An 18891-nucleotide genomic window follows, 5' to 3' on the forward strand; every position below is an offset into this window, starting at 1 on the left:
ACCGATGACGAAGACCATCATGCTGGCCAACCCGCGCGGCTTCTGTGCCGGGGTGGACCGTGCCATCGCCATCGTTGAGCGGGCGCTGGAAAAATACGGCGCGCCCATCTATGTGCGGCACGAAGTGGTGCATAACCGTTTTGTGGTGGATAACCTGCGCGCCAAAGGCGCCATCTTTATCGAAGAGCTGAAAGATGTGCCGGCTGGCAGCACGCTGATCTACTCGGCGCACGGGGTGCCGCTATCGGTACGCCAGCAGGCCGAAGCGCTGGGCCTGACCGTATACGACGCTACCTGCCCGCTGGTGACCAAGGTGCATGTAGAGGTAAAACGCATGCACCAGGCGGAGATGGAAATCATCATGATCGGCCACAAGGGCCACCCCGAGGTGGAAGGCACCATGGGGCAGGTGAATAGCGGCATGTACCTGGTGGAGTCGGTGGACGATGTGGCGACGCTGCAGGTGGCCAACCCGACGGCGCTGTCTTACGTGAGCCAGACCACGCTGTCGGTAGACGAAACACGCGACATCATCACCGCGCTGAAAGCCCGCTTCCCGGCCATTCACAGCCCGAAGAAAGACGACATCTGCTACGCCACGCAAAACCGCCAGGACGCGGTAAAAGTGCTGGCAGACGAGTGCGATATCGTGGTGGTGGTGGGCTCGCCCAACAGCTCCAACTCCAACCGCCTGCGCGAAGTGGCGGCACTGAAAGGTGTAGACGCCTATATGGTAGATAACGCCAGCCTGCTGCAGGCGGCGTGGTTTGACGGCAAGCAGCGCGTAGGCGTGACCGCCGGCGCCAGTGCGCCCGAGGTGCTGGTACAGGCGGTGATCGAGCAGATTAAAGCGTTTGGTGCCGAGCAAGTCAGCGAGCTGAACGGCGTAGAAGAGCACATTACCTTTGCGCTGCCACCCGGCCTGCGTGATAGCAAGCCGGCAGCCTGATATAGCGCTAGCAGTATGAAAAAGCGGCCAACCTGATCAAGGTTGGCCGCTTTTCTTATGGTGCCGTGGCGCAGGCTAGGGCTCAGGCGCGTGCCGGGCGCAAGCCGGGGATAGGCAGCTTTTGTAGCAGCAGCCCGCCCAGAATCAAGCCCAGGCCGGTGAGGGTACTGGGCAGGATGGGCTCGCCCAGCAGGGTGCTGATCAGCACCAGCGACAGCATGGGCGACAGGAAAATCAGGTTGGCAATGCGCGCGGTGCTGCTGGTGAGCTTCATGGCCGATAGCCACAGCACAAAGGTAAAGCCCATTTCCAGCGCGCCGACATAGGCGGCGCCGGCGATACCTTGCCACGCTACCGGGGTCAGCTCGCCGGTGGCGGCGCACCATATCAGCGTTAGCGGCAGAGAGAGCAGGAAGTTCAGCGTCAGCCCCATCACCGGCTCGCGCTCATCTTTGGCATTAAACAGCCAGTAGCCGGCCCACAGCACGGTAGACAGCAGCGCAAAGCCGACGCCGGCCAGGTTGCTGAAATTCAGCGCCAGCGGCGCGCCGCGGGTGGCAATGGTCAGCACACCGCTATAGCACACCAGTGCCGCCAGGCTGTCTTGCAGCTTCAGCTTTTGCCCTAGTACCGGCACGGCCAGCAGCGTCATGGTCAGCGCCCAGGTGTAGTTGATGGCCTGGGCTTCCTGCGCGGGGAGTAGGTCGTAGGCCTGGAACAGGATCAGGTAATAGGCAAACGGGTTCACCGCCCCCAGGATGGCCGAACGGCGCCAGTGCTGGCGCAGCGCCGCGGGCAGCGTGGCCAGCCGGCCCTGCCAGCCCAGGATGGTCAGCAGCGACAGCAGCGAAAACACGCTGGCGTACAGCACCAGCTGCGCCGGGCTCAGGTGGGCCAGGCTCAGTTTGAAAGCGCTGGCCACGGTGGACCAGGCCAGTACGGCGGATAAACCAAATGCGTAAGCTTTGTGTTGCGAAGTCAAAATGCGGGGGCTCCTGCCTGTTTCAGGCGCTGGTTCAGTTCATGGGTCATCAGCTGCAGGGTGGTGGTGGCATTCAGGCCGATAGGGCCGCCTTGTGCCGCTTCGTATTGTTCGCCGGCGCAGGCATGCAGGTCGGCCGCCAGATGGGCGGCATCCAGCAGCGGCATGCCCTGCGCCAGCAGCGCGCAGATGGCGCCCCCCAGCAGGTCCCCCTGGCCCGCTACGGCCAGCGCCGGGCTGCCGTGTGCCAGCAGGCGGAAAGGTTGGCCGCTGGTGGCCAGCAGCGTGCCGCTGCCTTTTAGCAAGACGGTGCAGGCAAACTGCCGTGCCAGCTGCTGGGCGGCGGCGATACGGTCGGCCTGCACTTGCTCGGTGCTGCAGTCCAGTAGGCGGGCGGCTTCACTGGGGTGGGGCGTCAACAATACCGGGTGGCTACGCTGGCGCAAACGTGCCTGTAGCTGGCTGTCTGCCGCCAGCAGGTTCAGGGCATCGGCGTCCAGCACCAGGGTGTTGTCGTGCAGTAGCAGGGCATCCAGTGCCTGGTGGGCCGGGTCGCTCAGGCCCAGGCCAGGGCCGATCAGCATGATGTTGGCTGCAGGGACATTCATGCCGTCTTGCCAGGGGCGCAGCATCAGCTCCGGGGTGGCCGGGTCCAGCAACAGGGCGTCTTGCGTGTGCACAAACACCTTGCCGGCACCCAGTGCCAGTGCGGCGCGGCCTGCCAGAATGGCGGCGCCGCTCATGCCGCGAGCGCCGCCAATGACGCTGACGTTGCCGTAGCTGCCTTTGTGGCTGCTGTGCCGGCGCCGTAGTGGCTGGGCCGAGGGCACTGCGATACTGCCGCTGGCGGCCGGATAGTAGGCTGGCGGGCAATCCAGCAGGGCTACGCTGGTTTGGCCGCAGTAGTCGCGCCCTTGGCCGGTATACAGGCCGGGCTTGGGCCCCAGCAGGCTTAGCGTGTGGCTGGCTCGCAGGGCACCGCCGCGTGGCTGGCCGGTCCAGGCGTCCAGGCCGCTGGGGATATCGATAGCCAGCTTGGGGCAGGGCAGGGCATTCAGGCGGCGAATCAGGTGTAGCCATGCCCCGCCCAGTGGGCGGCTCAGGCCCACGCCAAACAGGCCGTCCAGCAGCCAGGCGGGCTGGGCATCGCCCAGGGTTGGCCGCACGCTGCCGCCTAGCGCCTGCCAGCGCTGCAATGCCGCCGCTACTGCGCTATTTACCCGTGGCTCGGGCAGCAATACGTCTACCCGGTAGCCGGCTTCTTGCAGCAGGCAGGCCGCCAGGATGGCGTCGCCGCCATTATTGCCGGGGCCTGCCGCCACCAGAATGGCGGCGCCGGGCGGGACATGCGCCTGGCACCACCGGGCTATGGCTTGCGCGGCGCGCTGCATCAGCTGCAGGCCGGCGGCTTCTGCTTGTTGCTCCAGCTGGCGTAGGGCTGGCAGGGCTAGCAGGCTGTGTTCGGGGCTGTTCATGCGCGGTCTTCTCCCCAGCGTGGCAGCAGGGTATGCGCTACGCCGACTTGGTCCATGATGCGTGCCACGACAAAGTCCACCATGTCTTGCACGCTTTGCGGGTGGGTATAAAAGCCGGGGCTGGGCGGCAGGATGCATACGCCCAGGCGCGCCAGTTTCAGCATGTTTTCCAGATGGATGGCGGATAGCGGTGCCTCGCGCGGTACCAGTACCAGCTTGCGCTGCTCCTTGATGCTGACGTCGGCGGCACGCTCGATCAGGTTGTCGCTGCTGCCGGCGGCAATAGCGGCCAAGGTGCCCATCGAGCAGGGGCACACCACCATGGCGTCGGCCGGGTTGGAGCCGGAGGCCGGCGGGGCAAACCATTCTTCGCGCCCGTACACGCGCAGCAGGCCGTCGGCCGGCTGGTATTGTTCCTCCAGCCAGGCCTGGAAGGCCGCCGGGCGCGACGGCAGGGTCAGGTTCATTTCCTGCTGGGCGACTACCTGGGCCGCCTGCGAATACAGCACCCACACGCGCACACCGGCTGCAAGCAGGCACTCGATCAGGCGCAGGCCATAGGGCAGGCCAGAGGCGCCGGTAAGGGCTACGGTAATGGTTTGACTTGGCATGGCGGGTGTTGCTCCAGCAGTTTCAGGGTAAGCAGGCCGGTGGCCATACTGGCCAGCAGGCTGCTAAGCATTAAAGGGGGCAGCAGCTGCCAGACCCCATCGTGGGGGATGAGCCATAGCCGCGCCAGTAGCAATTGTCCTGCAAGATGGGCCATGCCGGCCAGCATACTGTGGCTGAGCAGGCTGAAATAGCGTGCCTGCAGCCCGCTAGCCAGCCCCAGCATCAGCAAGCTGCCGGTGCCGCCTGCCAGGCTGAGCCAAAAGCCGGGGGTGAACAGGCTGCCCAGCAGCACGCCGGCCCCCACGATACGCAGCAGGCTTACCCACGCGGCGGCACGCCAGCCTAGCTGGTGCAGGGCAATCAGGGTAACGATATTGGCCAGGCCGGGCTTGATGCCGGGTAGCGGCGAGGGGATGGCGCTTTCCAGCAGCGACAGCGCTATGCCGATCGCTGCCAGCCGGGCAAGCTGCAGGTCGTGGGTGGTGGCAGGTGGTGGCGGGTCAGAATGCCAGCGAGTCATGGCCGCTATCGCCTTCCAGGGTAATGGCTGTGCGGTTGGGCAGGCACAGGGCGGTACTGCCGGGGCGGCTTAGCCAGCCCTGCTGTACGCAGTACTGGCGGGGGCTGGGGTCGGCCGCGATGCGCGCGCGCCCTTGGCGTATTTCTACTAGCGTGGCCCCTAGCGGGCCGTGCAGGGCAAACTGGCTATCCAGCCGCAGCGGCCAGCGCTTTACCAGCTGGCCATGCTGGTAGAGCAGCACATGGCTGGCCTGGCCGCGCTGGTACCACAGAAAATAAAAGCTGCCGAAGCAGCTTGCGGCCAACAGGGTGGCGATCAGCAGGTCGCCGGCCTTGAACAGGGCCAGGCGCATGGCTAGTGGTCGCTGCTGCGGCCACCCAGCTGGCGGTGACGGATCAGCACCTGCTCGTCGGCAAAGCTGGCCGCTAGCCGTTCGGTCAGGTACACCGAGCGGTGTTGCCCGCCGGTACAGCCGATGGCGATGGTGACGTAGCTGCGGTTGTCCTGCTTGAAGCGCGGCAGCCAGGTGGCAATAAACTGCCGGATATCGCCTTCCATTTGCTGCACTTCGGGCTCGCCGGCAAAAAAGTCGCAGATGGCTTGGTCGCGGCCGGTGAGCGGGCGCAAGGCTTCTTCGTAGTAGGGGTTGGGCAGGCAACGCACGTCAAAGACAAAGTCGGCGTCCAGTGGAATGCCGTGCTTGAAGCCGAACGACTCGAATACAACTGTCATGCGGCTGCTGTCCGCACCAGCCAGCAGCTTGACGTAGCCACGCAGCGCGTTGGCCGACAGATGGCTGGTGTCGATACGGTGGCCCAGCTCGCCCACGTGCTCCAGCATCTCGTGCTCCAGGCGGATGCACTCTTCTACCGTGAGGCTGCCATTGGATAAAGGGTGGCGGCGGCGGGTTTCGGAAAAGCGCTTGACCAGGATGTCGGTACTGGCTTCCAGGTAGAGCAGCCGCACATCGATATCCAGTGCGCGCAGCGCCTTGATGGCATCGGGCAGGGCAGCCAGGGTCGGTGCCGAGCGGGTATCCACGCTGATGGCGATCTGGCTGTGCCCGTGTTCGTGGTACAGCGCAATGGCGTCGGCCAGCATGCTGGGTGGCAGGTTGTCTACGCAGTAGTAGCCGCTGTCTTCCAGCACGCGTAGTGCCACGGACTTACCAGAGCCGGAGAGGCCACTAATCAGAATCAGCTGCATGTTCCTGGTCCCGTAGCAGGTTGGTATGGCGGTCGATGAACTCGCGGGTGCTATCTATGCCGCGCAGCTGCAGGATGTAGTTACGCACGGCCGCTTCTACCAGTACCGCCAGGTTGCGGCCGGCGGCCACAGGCAGTACCACCTTGCGCACGGTGACACCCAGAATGTCTTGTGTCTCGGACTGGATATTCAGCCGGTCCAGCGCCTGCATGGCCTGATCATTGGCTTTCATCAAATGGATGATCAGCTTCAGTACTTTTTTGGGGCGTACAGCTGTTTCGCCAAAGATGGTGCGGATGTTCAGGATGCCCAGGCCGCGTACTTCCAGAAAGTCGCGCAGCAGGGGCGGGCAGCGCCCTTCCAGTGTCTCAGGGCCAATACGGTATAGCTCTACCGCATCATCGGCTACCAGGCCATGGCCACGCGAGATCAGCTCCAGCGCCAGCTCGCTTTTACCCATGGCCGAGTCGCCCATGATCAGTACGCCGATTTCCAGCACATCCAGAAACACGCCGTGCATGACCGTGGAGACGGCCAGGGCGCGCGCCAGGTAAATGCGCAGCACGTCCATCAGGTAGGGGCTTTCCAGCGGCGTGCTCATCAGCGGCACATTGTGCGTCTGGCAGTAGTCGTGCAGCAGCTTGGGTACGGGCTGGCCATTGGCCACGATCACCACGGCCATGGTTTTGTGGAACAGCTGGTCCAGCGCGGTACGTGCGGCGGCTTGCTCCAGCTTGTTCAGGTATTCCACCTCGGCCAGGCCCAATACCTGCACCCGGTTGGGGTGGATAAAGTTCAGATGGCCCACCAGCGCCTGGGTTGGCCGTTGCTCATCATTGGAAATCAGGTTGTCAGAGCCGGCACGGCTGGCTACCCAGCTCAGGCTCAGCTTGTGCTGGTTGTCCTGATACAGGCGGCGCACACTGATATTAGGCATGGGGGGCGTTTCCGGTAAGTAACTCGTACAGGGTTACCGCGTCGCAACTGGCCATTTTGTCGCGCAGGCTACGGCTGGAAAACAGCTGGGCCAGCTCTGACAGCACCTGCAGGTGCAGGTCGGTAGCCTGCTCGGGCACCAGCAGGACAAACAGCAGGTTGACCGGCTTGCCATCGGGCGAGTCGAACGGTATCGGGCTGGCCAGGCGGATAAGCACGCCGGTGGCCTCTTTCAGGCCTTTTACCCGGCCATGCGGTATGGCTACACCTTGGCCCAGCCCGGTAGAGCCCAGCTTTTCGCGGGCAAACAGGCTGTCAAAGATGTCACTACGGGCAATGCCATGGCTGTTTTCAACCATCAGGCCTACCTGTTCGAACAGGCGCTTCTTGCTGGATACGTCTACATCCGCCAGCACGTTTTGCTGCGGAAGAATCTTGCCAATCAAGCTCATGATTTACATTTGCCGGAAAAAACCGTCGGCCATTCTACGCCGAGTCGGCTGTTTGCAATAGGGCAGGATAAGACCCGCCTGGGCCGGATAAGTGCCGCAGGCCAAACACCCGGTTTGATCTTGCGTTGGGGGCTGCGGGTACTGCTTGAAACATCAGGCTGGCTGCGCTGGTGCGTGGCACCGTTTGGTTCATGGTGGCACACGGGGCATGCGCATTTTGCCCTGTTTGGCACACGACGCAGCATTGAAATCGTTGTGACAGGTAAAAAAATGGTCTTGCTGCGGCAGGAAAACAAAAACGGGAGCCTGGTGGCTCCCGTGTTGTGCATCATCGTGCCTTACAGGGTGGCGTTAACCTGTTGGGCGTTAACCCGGTGTTCACCCTGTTTTTCCTTGAACTTCAATACCTGACGGTCCAGTTTATCCATCAGTGTGTCGATGGCGGCGTACATATCGGCTTCTTCCGATTCGACATGAATGTCTTTGCCTGCCAGATGAACATTGACCTCCGCTTTCTGTACCAGTTTATCAACCGACAGCGTCACGTTAACGCCAATGACATTATCTACGTGGCGGGTGATGCGTTCTAGTTTGCTCTCGATGTACTCGCGAATCGATGGGGTAACTTCGAGGTGTAGACCGGTAATTTTGAGGTTCATACCCTGACTCCTTCTGTTAACAGTGCGGTCGGGCTGGCCGCACCGGTGTTTGGCACTTCTATAAGGCCTTGCGAAGGCTAACTGGCGGAATCTGCATAGCTTCACGATACTTGGCTACCGTACGTCTGGCAACCTGAATACCTTGTGCCGTGAGCTTGTCGGCGATGGCGCTGTCCGATAGCGGTTTTTTGCCATCTTCGCTATCGATGATCTGGCGTATCAGCGCCTTGATGGCCGTGGCAGAACATTCGCCGCCACTATCCGTTTCCAGAGCATTACCAAAGAAGTATTTCAGCTCGAACAAGCCCCTGCTGCACAGCAGGTACTTCTGGGTTGTGACCCTGGAAATGGTGGATTCATGCAAACCCAGTTCGTCTGCGATGTCTCGCAATATCAGCGGGCGCATGGCCACTTCACCGTGTTCAAAGAACGCTTGCTGCCTTTCAACGATAGATTCCGACACTTTCAGGATGGTGTCAAACCGTTGCTGAATGTTTTTTACCAGCCATCTGGCCTCTTGCAGCTGGCCGGAAAGGTTGTGGCTGTTGTCGCGTTGCTGCAGCATGTTTGCATACAGCTGATTTACTTGAAGTTTTGGCAGCGAGCCGCGATTGAGCTGGGCGACCCAGCGCCCGCCACGACGCACTACATGGATATCCGGTGCGACATAATGTGTCTCACCCTGGTCAAAACCGCTGGTGGGCCTGGGTCGCAGCGTGGCAATAAGACTATGCGCGGCGCGTAATTCGGCTTCGCTAACCCCCAGTATTTTCTTGAGCCTGGTGTAGTCACGGCTGCCCAGCAGCGCCAGGTGTTCGCCTGCCAGCTTGCGAGCCAGGGGCAGAGATGGCGTAGATGCCGGCAGGTTGCCCAGCTGCAGCGCCAGGAATTCCGCCAGATCGCGGCTGCCTATGCCCATGGGCTCAAATTGCATCATGAGCTTGCGCAGGGTTTCCAGCTCTTCGGCTTCGACATCCAGCTCTAGCGGTAGTTCGGCGGCCACGTCTTCCAGCGGGGTTTGCAGGTAGCCGTCGTCGTCCAGCTCGTCTATCAGCAGGGCTAGCAGGGCGCTATCGCGGCGGCCTAGCTGGGTTTCCCGCATTTGTGCCGTCAGGTGTTCGCGCAGGGTGGGGCGGCAGGGGGCGTTGAGGATGGGGTCGAATTCGTCGTCGCCATCGTGGTGGCCGCCACCGCCACCGCTGCCCCAGTCCGTGAGCTCCATGCTGTCTTGCTGGCGGTCTTCGGCGGTGTCGTTGCTGCTTTCCTGGGTGACGGGTGCATCACCTTCTGCCGGGGGGCTGTCGCTACCGTCGCTGCGCTCCAGTAGCGGGTTTTCCAGCAGGTAGCGCTCCAGTTCGCTGGACAGGTCCAGCGTGGACATTTGCAGCAGTTTGATGGACTGCTGCAGTTGCGGCGTCAGGGTAAGCTGCTGGCTGACTTTGAGCTGGAGGGTTTGTTTCATTTCGCTTACAGGTGGAAATGCTCGCCCAGGTAAACCTGGCGAACCTGTTCGTTATTGACCAGTTCGTCTGGCAAGCCGGAGGCCAGCACGCGGCCTTCGGAAATAATGTAGGCGCGGTCGCAGATGCGCAGTGTTTCGCGCACATTGTGGTCGGTAATCAGCACGCCTATGCCGCGCTGTTTCAGGAAAGAGATGATTTTCTGAATGTCGATCACGGCAATGGGGTCCACACCGGCAAAGGGTTCATCCAGCAGGATGAAGCGCGGTTTGGTCGCCAGTACGCGGGCAATTTCCACACGGCGGCGCTCGCCACCGGACAGGGCCATGGCGTTGGTTTCGCGCAGGTGGCCGATGTTCAGGTCGTCCAGCAGCAGCTGCAGCTCATTATCCAGCGCCTCACCAGACAGGCCGGCCACTTCCAGCACCGCCTGGATGTTTTCCTCGACCGTCATTTTGCGGAAGATGGATGCTTCTTGCGGCAGATAACCCAGGCCCAGCCGGGCACGTTTGTGGATGGGCATGTGGGTGATGACTTCGCCATTGAGCGTGATTTCACCGGCTTCGGCGGCCACCAGCCCTACCACCATGTAAAAGCTGGTGGTCTTGCCGGCACCGTTGGGGCCCAGCAGGCCGATCACCTCGCCGCTGGCAATGTCCATGGAAACGTCCCGCACCACGGTCCGTTTCTTGAAGGTTTTTTTCAGGTGCTGGATGCTCAGCCGGCTTTGGCTCATGGTTTTTCCTGCGGCTGGAGGATGATGGTGACGCGGCCGGTCGTGTTGCTACCGCCCTGGCCTTTCACCTGGTAAATCTCGGTGGCGGTGTTGTAGGTAATCTGTTCGCCATTCACGATGTCCTTGCCACGCTTGACCTGCGCTTTACCTGTCAGCACAACGGTATTGTTGGCCGAGTCGTAGTCCACGCGGCTGGCCTGGCCGTCTACGTATTCCGCCTGGCCATCCAGCTTTTGGCGGAAGTACACCGGGCTGCCGGTGGCTTGCAGCTTCTGGCGGCGGTTGGCGTCTTGTGTGGCAACGGTTTTGTGTGCGCGCAGGCTCAGGGTACCCTGGGTGATGATGACATTGCCCTCAAACACGTTGATGCCCTGTTTTTGGTCTAGCGATGCGCTGTCGGCATTTACTTCGATAGGTTTGCTGCTGTCGGCTTTTTCGGCGAATGCAGGGGCGCATAGGGTGCCGAGTGCCAGCGCAAGCATCAGGCTATGGCGCATAGGAAATCCTTACTTGAGATAGCAGTTTCAGCTGCCCGGCCGGGTGGTTGTAGTAGAAGCCGATAGCGTTGATACGCGACTGGCCATCGTCAATGGTAACGGGGGCCTGGTTGCTGAGAATGCCACTTTGGCTGTTTACCCGTAGCGAGGGCGTTTGCAGATGGATGGCGGCTTGCTGGCCCATGGGCTGGCGCAGCATGTCTACATGGCCTTCAAACAGCCCGATACCGGTACTGCGGGCGTAGCGGCCCTGGTCGGCGCGCAGGCTGTAGTCCAGCTGGCCGTTGCGGTACTGCTTTACATCAGGTTGTTGCATGTACACCTGTTCGGTTTGCGGCAGCTTCCACATTTTGCTGGCGTTCAGGCGCTGCAGTGGCTGGCCTTGTTCGTCGAAACGGGTAGCCTGCAGCTTATCGATAGTGTACTCGGGCTGTGTGGGGTCCAGCTGGCGCTGCGCTGGCGTGCGCCATTCGGTGAGTACGTTCAGCCAGAACGATAGCAGGCCCATGGCCAGCATCAGCCCGATGGGAAACAGTTTCGCGGCGCGGTTCATTCTAGGTAGCTGGCCATGACACGATCAAAGTTGCCCTGGGCTTGCATGATGAGCTCGCACAGCTCGCGTACGGCACCGCGCCCGCCACGGTTACCTGTCACAAAGTGGGCATGCTGGCGCACAAAGCTGGGCGCGTCCGGTACCGCTACGGCCAACCCTACGCGGCTCATGACTGGCAGGTCGATCACGTCGTCGCCAATATAGGCGCAGTCTTCGGCGGCAATGCCGGTTTTGGCCAGCAGGTCGGCAAAGGCGGTGCGTTTGTCGTGCACGCCTTCGTAGTAGTGGTCTATGCCCAGGCCGCGTACGCGGTGTGCCACGCTAGGCGCGGCGCGGCCGGTGATGATGGCCAGCTGTACGCCGGTGGCTTGCAGCATTTTCAGGCCGTGGCCGTCCAGGGTGTTGAAGGCTTTGAACTCTTCGCCGCTGGCGGTAATGAAGATGCGGCCATCGGTCAGCACGCCGTCTACGTCCAGGATCAGCAGGCGGGTTCGTTTGGCCAGGTCGGTCATTTTTTGCATGGGGGTCCTTACACCACGCCTGCCTTGAGCAGGTCGTGCATATTGAGCGCGCCAATCAGGGCGCCGTTGCCGTCTACCACCAGCAGGCCGTTGATCTTGCGCAGTTCCATTTCTTTGGCGGCTTCGGCTGCCAACAGGTTGGCCGCAATGGTGCGCGGCTGGCGGCCCATGACGTCGTCGATCGTGAGGCCAGCCAGATCCAGCGAGCGGTCCAGCGTACGCCGCAAGTCGCCATCGGTAAAGATACCTGCCAGGCTGCCATCCGCAGCCAGCACGGCGGTCATGCCCAGGCCTTTGCGGGTCATTTCCAGCAGGGCGTCTTTCAGTGACGCGCCGCTGCGTACCACCGGCAGGGCATCGCCACTGTGCATGACGTCGCTGATGTGTACCAGCAGGCGGCGGCCCAGGCTGCCGCCGGGGTGCGACAGGGCAAAGTCTTCCGGTTTGAAATCGCGGGCATCCAGCAGGGTTACCGCCAGGGCATCGCCCATGGCCAGCGCTGCGGTGGTGCTGGTGGTAGGGGCCAGCCCCAGGGTGCAGGCCTCTTTTTCTACCGACACATCCAGGTGCACATTGGCTTCTTGTGCCAGGGTGGACTGCGGGCGGCCGGTCATGGCGATAATGGCAATGCCCTTGCGCTTGAGCGCGGGCAGCAGGGCGATGATTTCGTCGCTTTCGCCCGAGTTGGACAGCGCCAGAATCACGTCACGCGTGGTGACCATGCCCAGGTCGCCGTGGGCGGCCTCTGCCGGGTGCATGAAAAACGACGGCGTGCCGGTACTGGCCAGGGTAGCGGCAATCTTGCGGCCGACATGGCCCGATTTACCGATACCGGTGACAATGACGCGGCCCTGGCAAGCCAGCACCAGGCTGACTGCGTCCAGAAAGGCGTCGTCCAGCCGCTGTGCCATGCTGTGGATGGCATCCGCTTCGATGTGTAGCACCTCGCGCGCCAGCGCCAGCTGCTGTTGTTTTTGCTCAATATCCATAGTCACCAATTATATCAGCTTATAATCGTTCGACCTTACCTGGCGGGTGCAAGTTTTGCTTGGCCTGTTTTTTGTCGCGAGGAGCACTCCCCCACGATGCATTCCCTGTTTCCCATAGTAGTGGTGTTGCTGGTGGCCGTTCTGGCTGTTACCGCCTGCCGTAGCCTGCGTGTACCGCCCATGCTGGGCTATCTGGTAGTGGGCTTCCTGGCGGGCCCCGGTGTGATGCACCTGATACCGGAAGGCCCCGAGACCGAGTTTCTGGGCGAAATCGGCATTGTCTTCATGATGTTCTCCATCGGGCTGGAGTTTTCGCTGGCCAAGCTCAAAGCCATGAAGCACCTGGTGTTCGGGGTGGGGCTGGCGCAGGTGGTGGTCACGCTGCTGCTGATTACCGGTGCCGTAGGCTGGCTTACCGGCAGCATGCTGGCTGGCTTTGCCATTGGCGCCGCCCTGACCATGTCGTCTACCGCCATTGTCAGCAAGCTGCTGGCCGAGCGCCTGGAGCTGGCGCAGCCGCATGGCCAGCTGGCCATGGGTACGCTGCTGTTCCAGGATATTGCCGTGGTGCCGCTGCTGATCCTGCTGCCGGCCTTTGCGGCCAACTCTAGCCACCTGGCGGCCGACCTGGGTATGGCCGCAGTGAAAGTGGTGCTGGTGCTGAGCCTGCTGTTGGTGTTTGGCCAGCGCCTGATGCGGCCCTGGTTTCATCTGGTGGCGCGCCAGCGCTCCAGCGAACTGTTCATGATCAATGTGCTGCTCATCACCCTGGGCGTGGCGTTTATCACCCAGCAAGCTGGCTTGTCGCTGGCACTGGGGGCGTTTGTGGCGGGTATGCTGATTTCGGAAACCGAATACCGTTTCCAGGTAGAGGAAGACATCAAGCCGTTCCGCGATATTTTGCTGGGCTTCTTCTTTATTACGGTGGGCATGCGGCTGGATGTGGGCGTGCTGTTCGAGCAGTCTGGTGCCGTGTTGTTGATGCTGGTGTTGCTGCTGCCAGTCAAGCTGCTGGTGGTATTTGGTGTGGCGCGGGCCTTGGGGCACCGTGCCAACGATGCGTTCAAGGCTGGCCTGGCGCTGGCGCAGGGCGGCGAGTTTGGTTTTGTGTTGCTGTCGCTGTCCGGTAGCCTGAAGCTGTTGGATCCGGCTATCGAGCAGGCGGCGATTGCCGGTATTTTGCTGTCCATGCTGGTGGCACCGTTCCTGATCCAGTACGCCGACCGTATCAGCAAACGCCTGATCAAGCAGGACTGGGCGCTGATGTCGGTAGACCTGCACCAGATCCTGGTGCAGACCATGAGCAAGAACGAGCACGTGATCATTTGCGGCTACGGCCGTAGCGGCCAGTACCTGGCCCGTCTGCTGGAAAGCGAAGATATCTCCTTTTTTGCGCTGGATCTGGACCCGGAGCGCGTGCGCGAAGCCGGCGAGGCGGGCGACCCGGTGGTGTTTGGCGATGCCGCCAAACGCGAGGTGCTGACGGCGGCTGGCGCGCTGCGCGCCAAGGCGGTGGTGATTACCTTTGCCGACACCCATGCTTCCGAGCGCATTATCGACGTGGTGCGCCAGCTGCGCAGCGACCTGCCGGTGATTGTGCGCACCATCGACGACACCGATATTGAGCAGCTGCGCCAGGCGGGGGCCGACGAGGTGGTGTCCGAAGTGATGGAAGGCAGCCTGATGCTGGCCTCGCACGCGCTGGTGGTGCTGGGCGTCCCGCTGGGCCGTGTGCTGCGCCGTATCCGCACCGTGCGTGAAGAGCGCTACAACCTGTTCAAGGGTTTCTTCCGTGGAGCCAGTGACGAAGTGGACGGTATCGACGATAGCCAGATGTCGCGCCTGCATAGCGTGCAGCTGGTCAGTGGTGCGCACGCCATCGGCTTGCCACTGGGTGCCATCAAGCTGCCCGATAGCCAGGTAGAAGTAAAAGCGATACGCCGTGGCCATACGCGCTATACCGAGCTGACGCCGGATTTCGAGCTATGCGAGGGCGATGTACTGGTGCTGCTGGCACGGCCGGAGCAGCTGCTCTTGGCGGAGACCTTGCTGCTGCAGGGCTGAGCGGCGGCCTGTGTGGCCGCATTGAAACGAAAAAGGTTGGCCGCAGTCGTGTGCGGCCAACCTTTTTTGCTGGCGGGCAAGATTGTGTTCGTGCTGGCTGAGTGTCTGGCCAAGCCGGGCAGCGCTACCGGGCTGTGAGCTAACCGTTGGGTTGTTTGCAAAACAAGGCCTGTTTGCGTGGCAAACAGGCCTTGTCATGACTTGCCAGGGTTGGCCGCAGCGATAGGCGGCCAGGCTTTTTGTGGCGGGCTACGTGCTTACTTCTTGCTGCCCGGCAGGATGGTGGTGATCTGTTTGGTCAGCTCTTTTTTCAGCGCCTGCTGTTTTTCGCTTTCGGTCTTCTTGCCTTTTACCATGGCGTTGAAATCCAGCGAGTAGGTGGGCTTGTTGATCTGGCCGGTAATCTTTAGCGGCACATTGATGCCGTTCAGCTGCTTGAAGGCCTGCGGGTTGGCGCGCACATTCAGCGTGTAGTCCACAATGCTCTGTGTCAGGTCGAACTTGCCCCCGCCTTTCACATTCACCAGCGACGATTCCAGGTTCAGGTCCTGGTTGCGGGCAATGCCGTTGTCCAGCTCAAACCCGGCCGACAGGGCCGAGAAGGTGGTTTTCTGGTCTGCCTGCGCCACCATGGTGTTGTTGTTCCAGTCTTTCAGCTCGCCCGGCAGGTCGCGCAGCGCCGATACCAGGTCGATGCCGGTGAGCGCGCCTTTTTCCAGCCGCACCGCCACTTTGCCGCTCAGCGTATTGCGCAGCGCGGCCAGCGAGTTGCCGTGCGCGTTCAGCTGTACCCAGCCGTTGCTGGCACCTTCCACACGGTTAAAGTCGAACAGGTCCAGCATCAGCGGTTTGATCTGCATGCCGATCAGCTGCTGTGACAGCTCCACGCGCGGCTCTTTGTCACGCAGCAGCTTCACGCTGCCTTTGAGCTTGCCGTCGTAGATCTCCGCGCCCAGCTGGTCCAGCGAAATGCTTTCCGGCCGCGCCTTGATATCAGCGGTAATGCCTTTGATGCGGAAGCGGCCCATGGCCAGCTCGCCCACCGACAGTTTGCCGTCTACGTTCAGGAAATCCATCCAGTCCAGGCGGAAGGGCGTGCCGTTCTGGAACAGCGCTACCGCTTTTTCGGCCTGGTTGTCCGGCAGATAGCGGTTCAGGTCCAGCTTGCCTACCGTGAGCGTGGCTTCGTGGCGTGGCTGCAAGAAACCGTACTGCGTGGCGGTAGCCGCCAGCGCGGCACCGTCCAGCTGGCCGGCGACGCGCAGGTTCAGCCGGCTTTCAGCCAGGTCGCCATCCAGCGCACCTTGCAGCGAGGCTTGTAGTTGGCCGCGTGGCAGCACCGGAGTTTTCAGATGGGCGGTCAGTACCAGCGGCTCCAGGCGCAGCTGGTGGTAGGCCGCCAGGCTGAGCGGTGCGCGCAGGTTCATGTTGATGGCGTGGCCGCCTACCGACCAGGCAAAGTTGCCCAGCATCTGGTCGGCAAATGCGCCTTCGCGGTTCAGCTTGATTTCGGCCAGCTGGCTGGAAAAGCGGTATTGCGTACGAGCGTAATTGACCGAGCCGGTAATGGCGGCGGCCGGGGTGGACAGCTCGCTAAGGCTGGCGCTCACTTGCGGCAGGCGCGCTTCGGCGTGGCCTTTGGGCAGCGAGGTGTCCAGCGTCAGCTTGATGTCTTCGCCGCTGGCCAGCAGGGTGCCAAAGTTCAGCTTCAGGCGGCCTTCCGCCCCTAGCCGCACTTCGCCTAGCTTGTCGGTGCTGCTGATGGCCAGCGCGTCCAGCTGGTCGATGCTGACCTGGTCATCCTGGCGGGTAAACGGTGCTTTGACGGCGACGCTCACCACGTGGTTGTCGCTAACGATACGGCCACCGAACGACAGTCGCGCGTCAGACTTCAGGCCTTCTATATCCAGGCTGCCTTCTTCCAGGCGGCTCAGGCGGCCATTCACGCGGTCGGACAGCGAAAGGCTGGTGCCGCGCAGCGTCATGGTGTCCAGGTCCAGTTTGAATTTGCTGGTTTTGCGGCGGCGTAGCAGGTCGGCAAAGTTCATGTTGCCATCGCTGTTGCGCACCAGGTCCATGCGGGTGTCGTGCAGCGACAGGTGGGTGATTTCCAGCTCGCCAAACAGCAGGGGTAGCCAGGCCAGGCGGGCTTCTACTTCGCCGATACGCGCAAAAGACGCTTTACTGCCGGGCTCGCTGACTTCCAGGCCACCAATGGCCAGGCCCGGCGAGGGAAACAGCATGGGGGAAATTTTGCCGTTGATGGTAACGGTGCGTTGGGTGTCTGCCAGCGAGTTCTGCAGGTTGTTGCGTACGCTTTGGCTATCGAAACGCAAAAAAAACAGGATCAGCCCGATGGCCAGCAGCGAAACCAGGGCAACGAGACTATAGACAGCGGTTTTGAGCCATAGCCGGCCAGAGTTCCATTTCATGGGCATTGGGTCTGCGGCGTGATTGATAAGGCAGGATGGAGCGGGTGAAGGGAATCGAACCCTCGTCGTAAGCTTGGGAAGCTTCTGCTCTACCATTGAGCTACACCCGCACTCAGGTGAAGCGCGAGTATACGCATAGCGGCCAGGCTAGGCAAGGCTACGGCTGACGCAAAAGCCCTGTTATGGTATTTTAAGTACTGTATTTCGTATACAAAACCGCCAGACAGGCTGTGCCGCTGGCGGTTCTGGCTTTTTAGGGCCAGTACGTTCCGCCCGCCTGCGCGGCACCCGCGGCCAACCTGGCCCCCGGTTGCCCGTACCCAGGGCCAGCCTACCCGGCTGCTGCAGGGCCTTGCACGCGCTACCCGCCGTGGCAAGACCGGCAACGAGCGTGTGAATCGCCATGGTGCTTACCGGCAGCATGGCGCTTGCGTGGGGTGCTTACCGGCAGCCCTGTTTCGTTACCGTTTGGAAGTGAAGTCTGTATGTCTCGATCTCAATGGGGCTCTCGCCTCGGTTTTATCCTTGCTGCGGCGGGTTCCGCCATCGGCCTGGGGGCCATCTGGAAGTTTCCGTATGTGGCGGCCACCAATGGTGGTGGTGCGTTCCTGTTTATCTATTTGCTGATCTGCATGACCGTGGGCCTGGCGTTGATGCTGGGCGAAATGGCACTGGGCCGTGCGGCCAACAGCAATGCCGTGGGTAGCTTTCGCCAGCTGGGCGGCCGCGCCTGGCCATGGGTGGGCTTTACCGGCGTGCTGGTGTGCTTCCTGATTTACTCTTTCTATAGTGTGGTCGGTGGCTGGACCATCGCCTATATCGGCAAGTCGCTTGGCGGCAGCATCCTGACCAGCGATGCCAAGGTGCTGGGCGATACCTTTAACGGCTTTATTACCGACCCGGTACAACCGCTGATCTACCACGGCCTGTTTGCCGGCCTGACGCTGGCAGTGGTGCTGGGCGGCGTGCAGAAGGGCATCGAGAACCTGTCCAAGTTTCTGATGCCGGCGCTGTTTGTGCTGATGCTGGTGCTGATCGTGCGTGGCCTGACGCTGCCTGGCGCCATGGATGGCCTGCTGTATTTCCTGACCCCCGATTTTGGCAAAGTCACCGGCACCATGCTGGTAGACGCCATGGGTTTGGCCTTTTTCTCGCTGTCGCTGGGTATGGGCGTGATGATTACCTACGGCTCTTACGTTGGCCGCGATACCCCGCTGCTGGGTTCCTCGCTGTGGGTGATTGCGCTTACCGTGATGACCTGCTTCCTGGCCGGCCTGATGGTGCTGCCTGCAGTGTTCGCCTTTGGCTTTGACCCGGCAGCCGGCCCGGGCCTGACCTTTATCACCATGCCGGCGGTGTTTGCCCAGATGGCCGGTGGCCAGCTGTTTGCCGTGCTGTTCTTCTGCCTGCTGCTGGTAGCGGCGCTGACTTCGTCGGTATCGCTGCTAGAGGTAGTGGTCAGCGCGGTGATGGACGAGTTCAAGCTGCCACGCCGCCGTGCCGCGCTGCTGGTATCGGCGGGTGTGTTCTTGCTGGGTATTCCGGCGTCGCTGTCGCTGGGTATCTGGAGCGAATACACCGTGTTCGGCAAAGGTATTTTCGACCTGCTGGACTACATCACATCCAATCTGCTGATGCCGCTGGGCGAGGTACTGCTGGCCGTGTTTGTGGGCTGGCGAGTGTGGCCGGTGGTGCAGGCCGAGCTGGCGCCGGGCGGGCGTAACCCGCTGTGGCTACGTGCCATGCGCGGTTTCTGCCGCTACGTGGCACCGGTGTTGATTCTGGGCATTCTGGTACACAATCTGTAATGCACACCTAAACGGCGTTACCCTTCCGGGGACGCCGTTT

20 protein-coding genes and 1 tRNA gene are annotated in these 18891 nt (G+C 61.7%); 4 read left to right on the top strand and 17 right to left on the bottom strand.

Features of this window, described 5'->3' with window-relative positions; translation table 11 throughout:
* Positions 1-4 precede the first annotated feature (4 nt).
* Entirely contained in the window at positions 5-949 is a 945-nt protein-coding gene (ispH, locus tag FLQ44_RS13955) for a 4-hydroxy-3-methylbut-2-enyl diphosphate reductase (RefSeq protein WP_147694875.1), read from the top strand.
* Between the two features lie 82 nt (positions 950-1031).
* Here ispH and FLQ44_RS13960 read toward each other — a convergent pair whose 3' ends face one another.
* From FLQ44_RS13960 to FLQ44_RS14030, 15 genes are all read right to left on the bottom strand, one after another.
* Positions 1032-1931, bottom strand: coding sequence for a DMT family transporter (locus FLQ44_RS13960; protein ID WP_147694876.1), 900 nt, complete (start codon positions 1929-1931; stop codon positions 1032-1034).
* Positions 1928-3406 carry an NAD(P)H-hydrate dehydratase gene (locus FLQ44_RS13965; RefSeq protein WP_147694877.1) on the bottom strand — a complete coding sequence of 493 codons (1479 nt, stop codon included), beginning with the start codon at positions 3404-3406 and terminating at the stop codon, positions 1928-1930. The genes FLQ44_RS13960 and FLQ44_RS13965 overlap by 4 nt, the downstream gene beginning before the upstream one ends.
* Positions 3403-4017: a flavin prenyltransferase UbiX gene (locus FLQ44_RS13970; protein WP_147694878.1), complete on the bottom strand. Its 615-nt coding sequence runs from the start codon at positions 4015-4017 to the stop codon at positions 3403-3405. The genes FLQ44_RS13965 and FLQ44_RS13970 overlap by 4 nt, the downstream gene beginning before the upstream one ends.
* Entirely contained in the window at positions 3993-4538 is a 546-nt protein-coding gene (locus FLQ44_RS13975; RefSeq protein WP_147694879.1) for a Gx transporter family protein, read from the bottom strand. Before FLQ44_RS13975 ends, FLQ44_RS13970 begins: the two co-directional genes overlap by 25 nt.
* Positions 4519-4890 (bottom strand): NusG domain II-containing protein, encoded by a 372-nt coding sequence (locus FLQ44_RS13980; protein WP_147694880.1) that lies wholly within the window; start codon positions 4888-4890, stop codon positions 4519-4521. Before FLQ44_RS13980 ends, FLQ44_RS13975 begins: the two co-directional genes overlap by 20 nt.
* Positions 4891-4892: 2 nt before the next feature.
* Positions 4893-5744, bottom strand: coding sequence for an RNase adapter RapZ (gene rapZ, locus FLQ44_RS13985; RefSeq protein ID WP_147694881.1), 852 nt, complete (start codon positions 5742-5744; stop codon positions 4893-4895).
* Complete coding sequence (gene hprK / locus FLQ44_RS13990) at positions 5725-6681, bottom strand: HPr(Ser) kinase/phosphatase (protein WP_147694882.1); 957 nt, start codon at positions 6679-6681, stop codon at positions 5725-5727. Before hprK ends, rapZ begins: the two co-directional genes overlap by 20 nt.
* On the bottom strand, positions 6674-7132 hold the full coding sequence (gene ptsN, locus FLQ44_RS13995) for a PTS IIA-like nitrogen regulatory protein PtsN (RefSeq protein ID WP_147694883.1): 459 nt from the start codon (positions 7130-7132) through the stop codon (positions 6674-6676). The genes hprK and ptsN overlap by 8 nt, the downstream gene beginning before the upstream one ends.
* 338 nt (positions 7133-7470) lie before the next feature.
* Positions 7471-7791, bottom strand: a complete 321-nt coding sequence (gene hpf, locus FLQ44_RS14000; protein WP_017510098.1) for a ribosome hibernation-promoting factor, HPF/YfiA family — start codon at positions 7789-7791, stop codon at positions 7471-7473.
* A gap of 58 nt (positions 7792-7849) precedes the next feature.
* Entirely contained in the window at positions 7850-9253 is a 1404-nt protein-coding gene (locus tag FLQ44_RS14005; protein WP_147694885.1) for an RNA polymerase factor sigma-54, read from the bottom strand.
* 5 nt (positions 9254-9258) lie between these two features.
* Positions 9259-9987, bottom strand: coding sequence for an LPS export ABC transporter ATP-binding protein (gene lptB, locus FLQ44_RS14010; RefSeq protein WP_147694887.1), 729 nt, complete (start codon positions 9985-9987; stop codon positions 9259-9261).
* Entirely contained in the window at positions 9984-10484 is a 501-nt protein-coding gene (lptA, locus tag FLQ44_RS14015; protein WP_147694889.1) for a lipopolysaccharide transport periplasmic protein LptA, read from the bottom strand. Before lptA ends, lptB begins: the two co-directional genes overlap by 4 nt.
* The gene (gene lptC, locus FLQ44_RS14020; protein ID WP_147694891.1) at positions 10474-11037 is read right to left on the bottom strand and encodes an LPS export ABC transporter periplasmic protein LptC; all 564 of its coding nucleotides are present in this window, start codon (positions 11035-11037) and stop codon (positions 10474-10476) included. Before lptC ends, lptA begins: the two co-directional genes overlap by 11 nt.
* A complete protein-coding gene (gene kdsC / locus FLQ44_RS14025; RefSeq protein ID WP_147683046.1) occupies positions 11034-11558 on the bottom strand; it encodes a 3-deoxy-manno-octulosonate-8-phosphatase KdsC in 525 nt (174 codons plus the stop codon). The genes lptC and kdsC overlap by 4 nt, the downstream gene beginning before the upstream one ends.
* 8 nt (positions 11559-11566) lie before the next feature.
* A complete protein-coding gene (locus tag FLQ44_RS14030; protein ID WP_439144930.1) occupies positions 11567-12541 on the bottom strand; it encodes a KpsF/GutQ family sugar-phosphate isomerase in 975 nt (324 codons plus the stop codon).
* A 102-nt stretch (positions 12542-12643) separates the two neighbouring features.
* Here FLQ44_RS14030 and FLQ44_RS14035 point away from each other — a divergent pair, with 102 nt between their 5' ends.
* A complete protein-coding gene (locus FLQ44_RS14035; protein WP_147694893.1) occupies positions 12644-14611 on the top strand; it encodes a cation:proton antiporter domain-containing protein in 1968 nt (655 codons plus the stop codon).
* Positions 14612-14623: 12 nt separating this feature from the next.
* Positions 14624-14749 carry a hypothetical protein gene (locus tag FLQ44_RS24610; protein ID WP_276607862.1) on the top strand — a complete coding sequence of 42 codons (126 nt, stop codon included), beginning with the start codon at positions 14624-14626 and terminating at the stop codon, positions 14747-14749.
* A gap of 119 nt (positions 14750-14868) precedes the next feature.
* Here FLQ44_RS24610 and FLQ44_RS14040 read toward each other — a convergent pair whose 3' ends face one another.
* Positions 14869-17043 (bottom strand): AsmA family protein, encoded by a 2175-nt coding sequence (locus FLQ44_RS14040; protein ID WP_170252978.1) that lies wholly within the window; start codon positions 17041-17043, stop codon positions 14869-14871.
* 36 nt (positions 17044-17079) lie between these two features.
* Positions 17080-17153, bottom strand: a tRNA-Gly gene (locus FLQ44_RS14045).
* A 375-nt stretch (positions 17154-17528) separates the two neighbouring features.
* Between FLQ44_RS14045 and FLQ44_RS14050 the strand changes: the two genes are divergently transcribed.
* Positions 17529-18851 (top strand): sodium-dependent transporter, encoded by a 1323-nt coding sequence (locus FLQ44_RS14050; protein WP_147694896.1) that lies wholly within the window; start codon positions 17529-17531, stop codon positions 18849-18851.
* Positions 18852-18891 lie beyond the last annotated feature (40 nt).

Origin of the sequence: Vogesella mureinivorans, from assembly GCF_007644035.1 — a bacterium.
GTDB lineage: Bacteria > Pseudomonadota > Gammaproteobacteria > Burkholderiales > Chromobacteriaceae > Vogesella > Vogesella mureinivorans.

What these genes read in the sequence shown, in the direction of transcription:
- ispH (WP_147694875.1), top strand. Translation starts at nt 5, where the DNA reads ATGACGAAGACCATCATGCTGGCCAACCCGCGCGGCTTCTGTGCCGGG.
- FLQ44_RS13965 (WP_147694877.1), bottom strand. Translation starts at nt 3,406, where the DNA reads ATGAACAGCCCCGAACACAGCCTGCTAGCCCTGCCAGCCCTACGCCAG.
- FLQ44_RS13970 (WP_147694878.1), bottom strand. Translation starts at nt 4,017, where the DNA reads ATGCCAAGTCAAACCATTACCGTAGCCCTTACCGGCGCCTCTGGCCTG.
- FLQ44_RS13975 (WP_147694879.1), bottom strand. Translation starts at nt 4,538, where the DNA reads ATGACTCGCTGGCATTCTGACCCGCCACCACCTGCCACCACCCACGAC.
- FLQ44_RS13980 (WP_147694880.1), bottom strand. Translation starts at nt 4,890, where the DNA reads ATGCGCCTGGCCCTGTTCAAGGCCGGCGACCTGCTGATCGCCACCCTG.
- rapZ (WP_147694881.1), bottom strand. Translation starts at nt 5,744, where the DNA reads ATGCAGCTGATTCTGATTAGTGGCCTCTCCGGCTCTGGTAAGTCCGTG.
- hprK (WP_147694882.1), bottom strand. Translation starts at nt 6,681, where the DNA reads ATGCCTAATATCAGTGTGCGCCGCCTGTATCAGGACAACCAGCACAAG.
- ptsN (WP_147694883.1), bottom strand. Translation starts at nt 7,132, where the DNA reads ATGAGCTTGATTGGCAAGATTCTTCCGCAGCAAAACGTGCTGGCGGAT.
- hpf (WP_017510098.1), bottom strand. Translation starts at nt 7,791, where the DNA reads ATGAACCTCAAAATTACCGGTCTACACCTCGAAGTTACCCCATCGATT.
- FLQ44_RS14005 (WP_147694885.1), bottom strand. Translation starts at nt 9,253, where the DNA reads ATGAAACAAACCCTCCAGCTCAAAGTCAGCCAGCAGCTTACCCTGACG.
- lptB (WP_147694887.1), bottom strand. Translation starts at nt 9,987, where the DNA reads ATGAGCCAAAGCCGGCTGAGCATCCAGCACCTGAAAAAAACCTTCAAG.
- lptA (WP_147694889.1), bottom strand. Translation starts at nt 10,484, where the DNA reads ATGCGCCATAGCCTGATGCTTGCGCTGGCACTCGGCACCCTATGCGCC.
- lptC (WP_147694891.1), bottom strand. Translation starts at nt 11,037, where the DNA reads ATGAACCGCGCCGCGAAACTGTTTCCCATCGGGCTGATGCTGGCCATG.
- kdsC (WP_147683046.1), bottom strand. Translation starts at nt 11,558, where the DNA reads ATGCAAAAAATGACCGACCTGGCCAAACGAACCCGCCTGCTGATCCTG.
- FLQ44_RS14035 (WP_147694893.1), top strand. Translation starts at nt 12,644, where the DNA reads ATGCATTCCCTGTTTCCCATAGTAGTGGTGTTGCTGGTGGCCGTTCTG.
- FLQ44_RS14040 (WP_170252978.1), bottom strand. Translation starts at nt 17,043, where the DNA reads ATGAAATGGAACTCTGGCCGGCTATGGCTCAAAACCGCTGTCTATAGT.
- FLQ44_RS14050 (WP_147694896.1), top strand. Translation starts at nt 17,529, where the DNA reads ATGTCTCGATCTCAATGGGGCTCTCGCCTCGGTTTTATCCTTGCTGCG.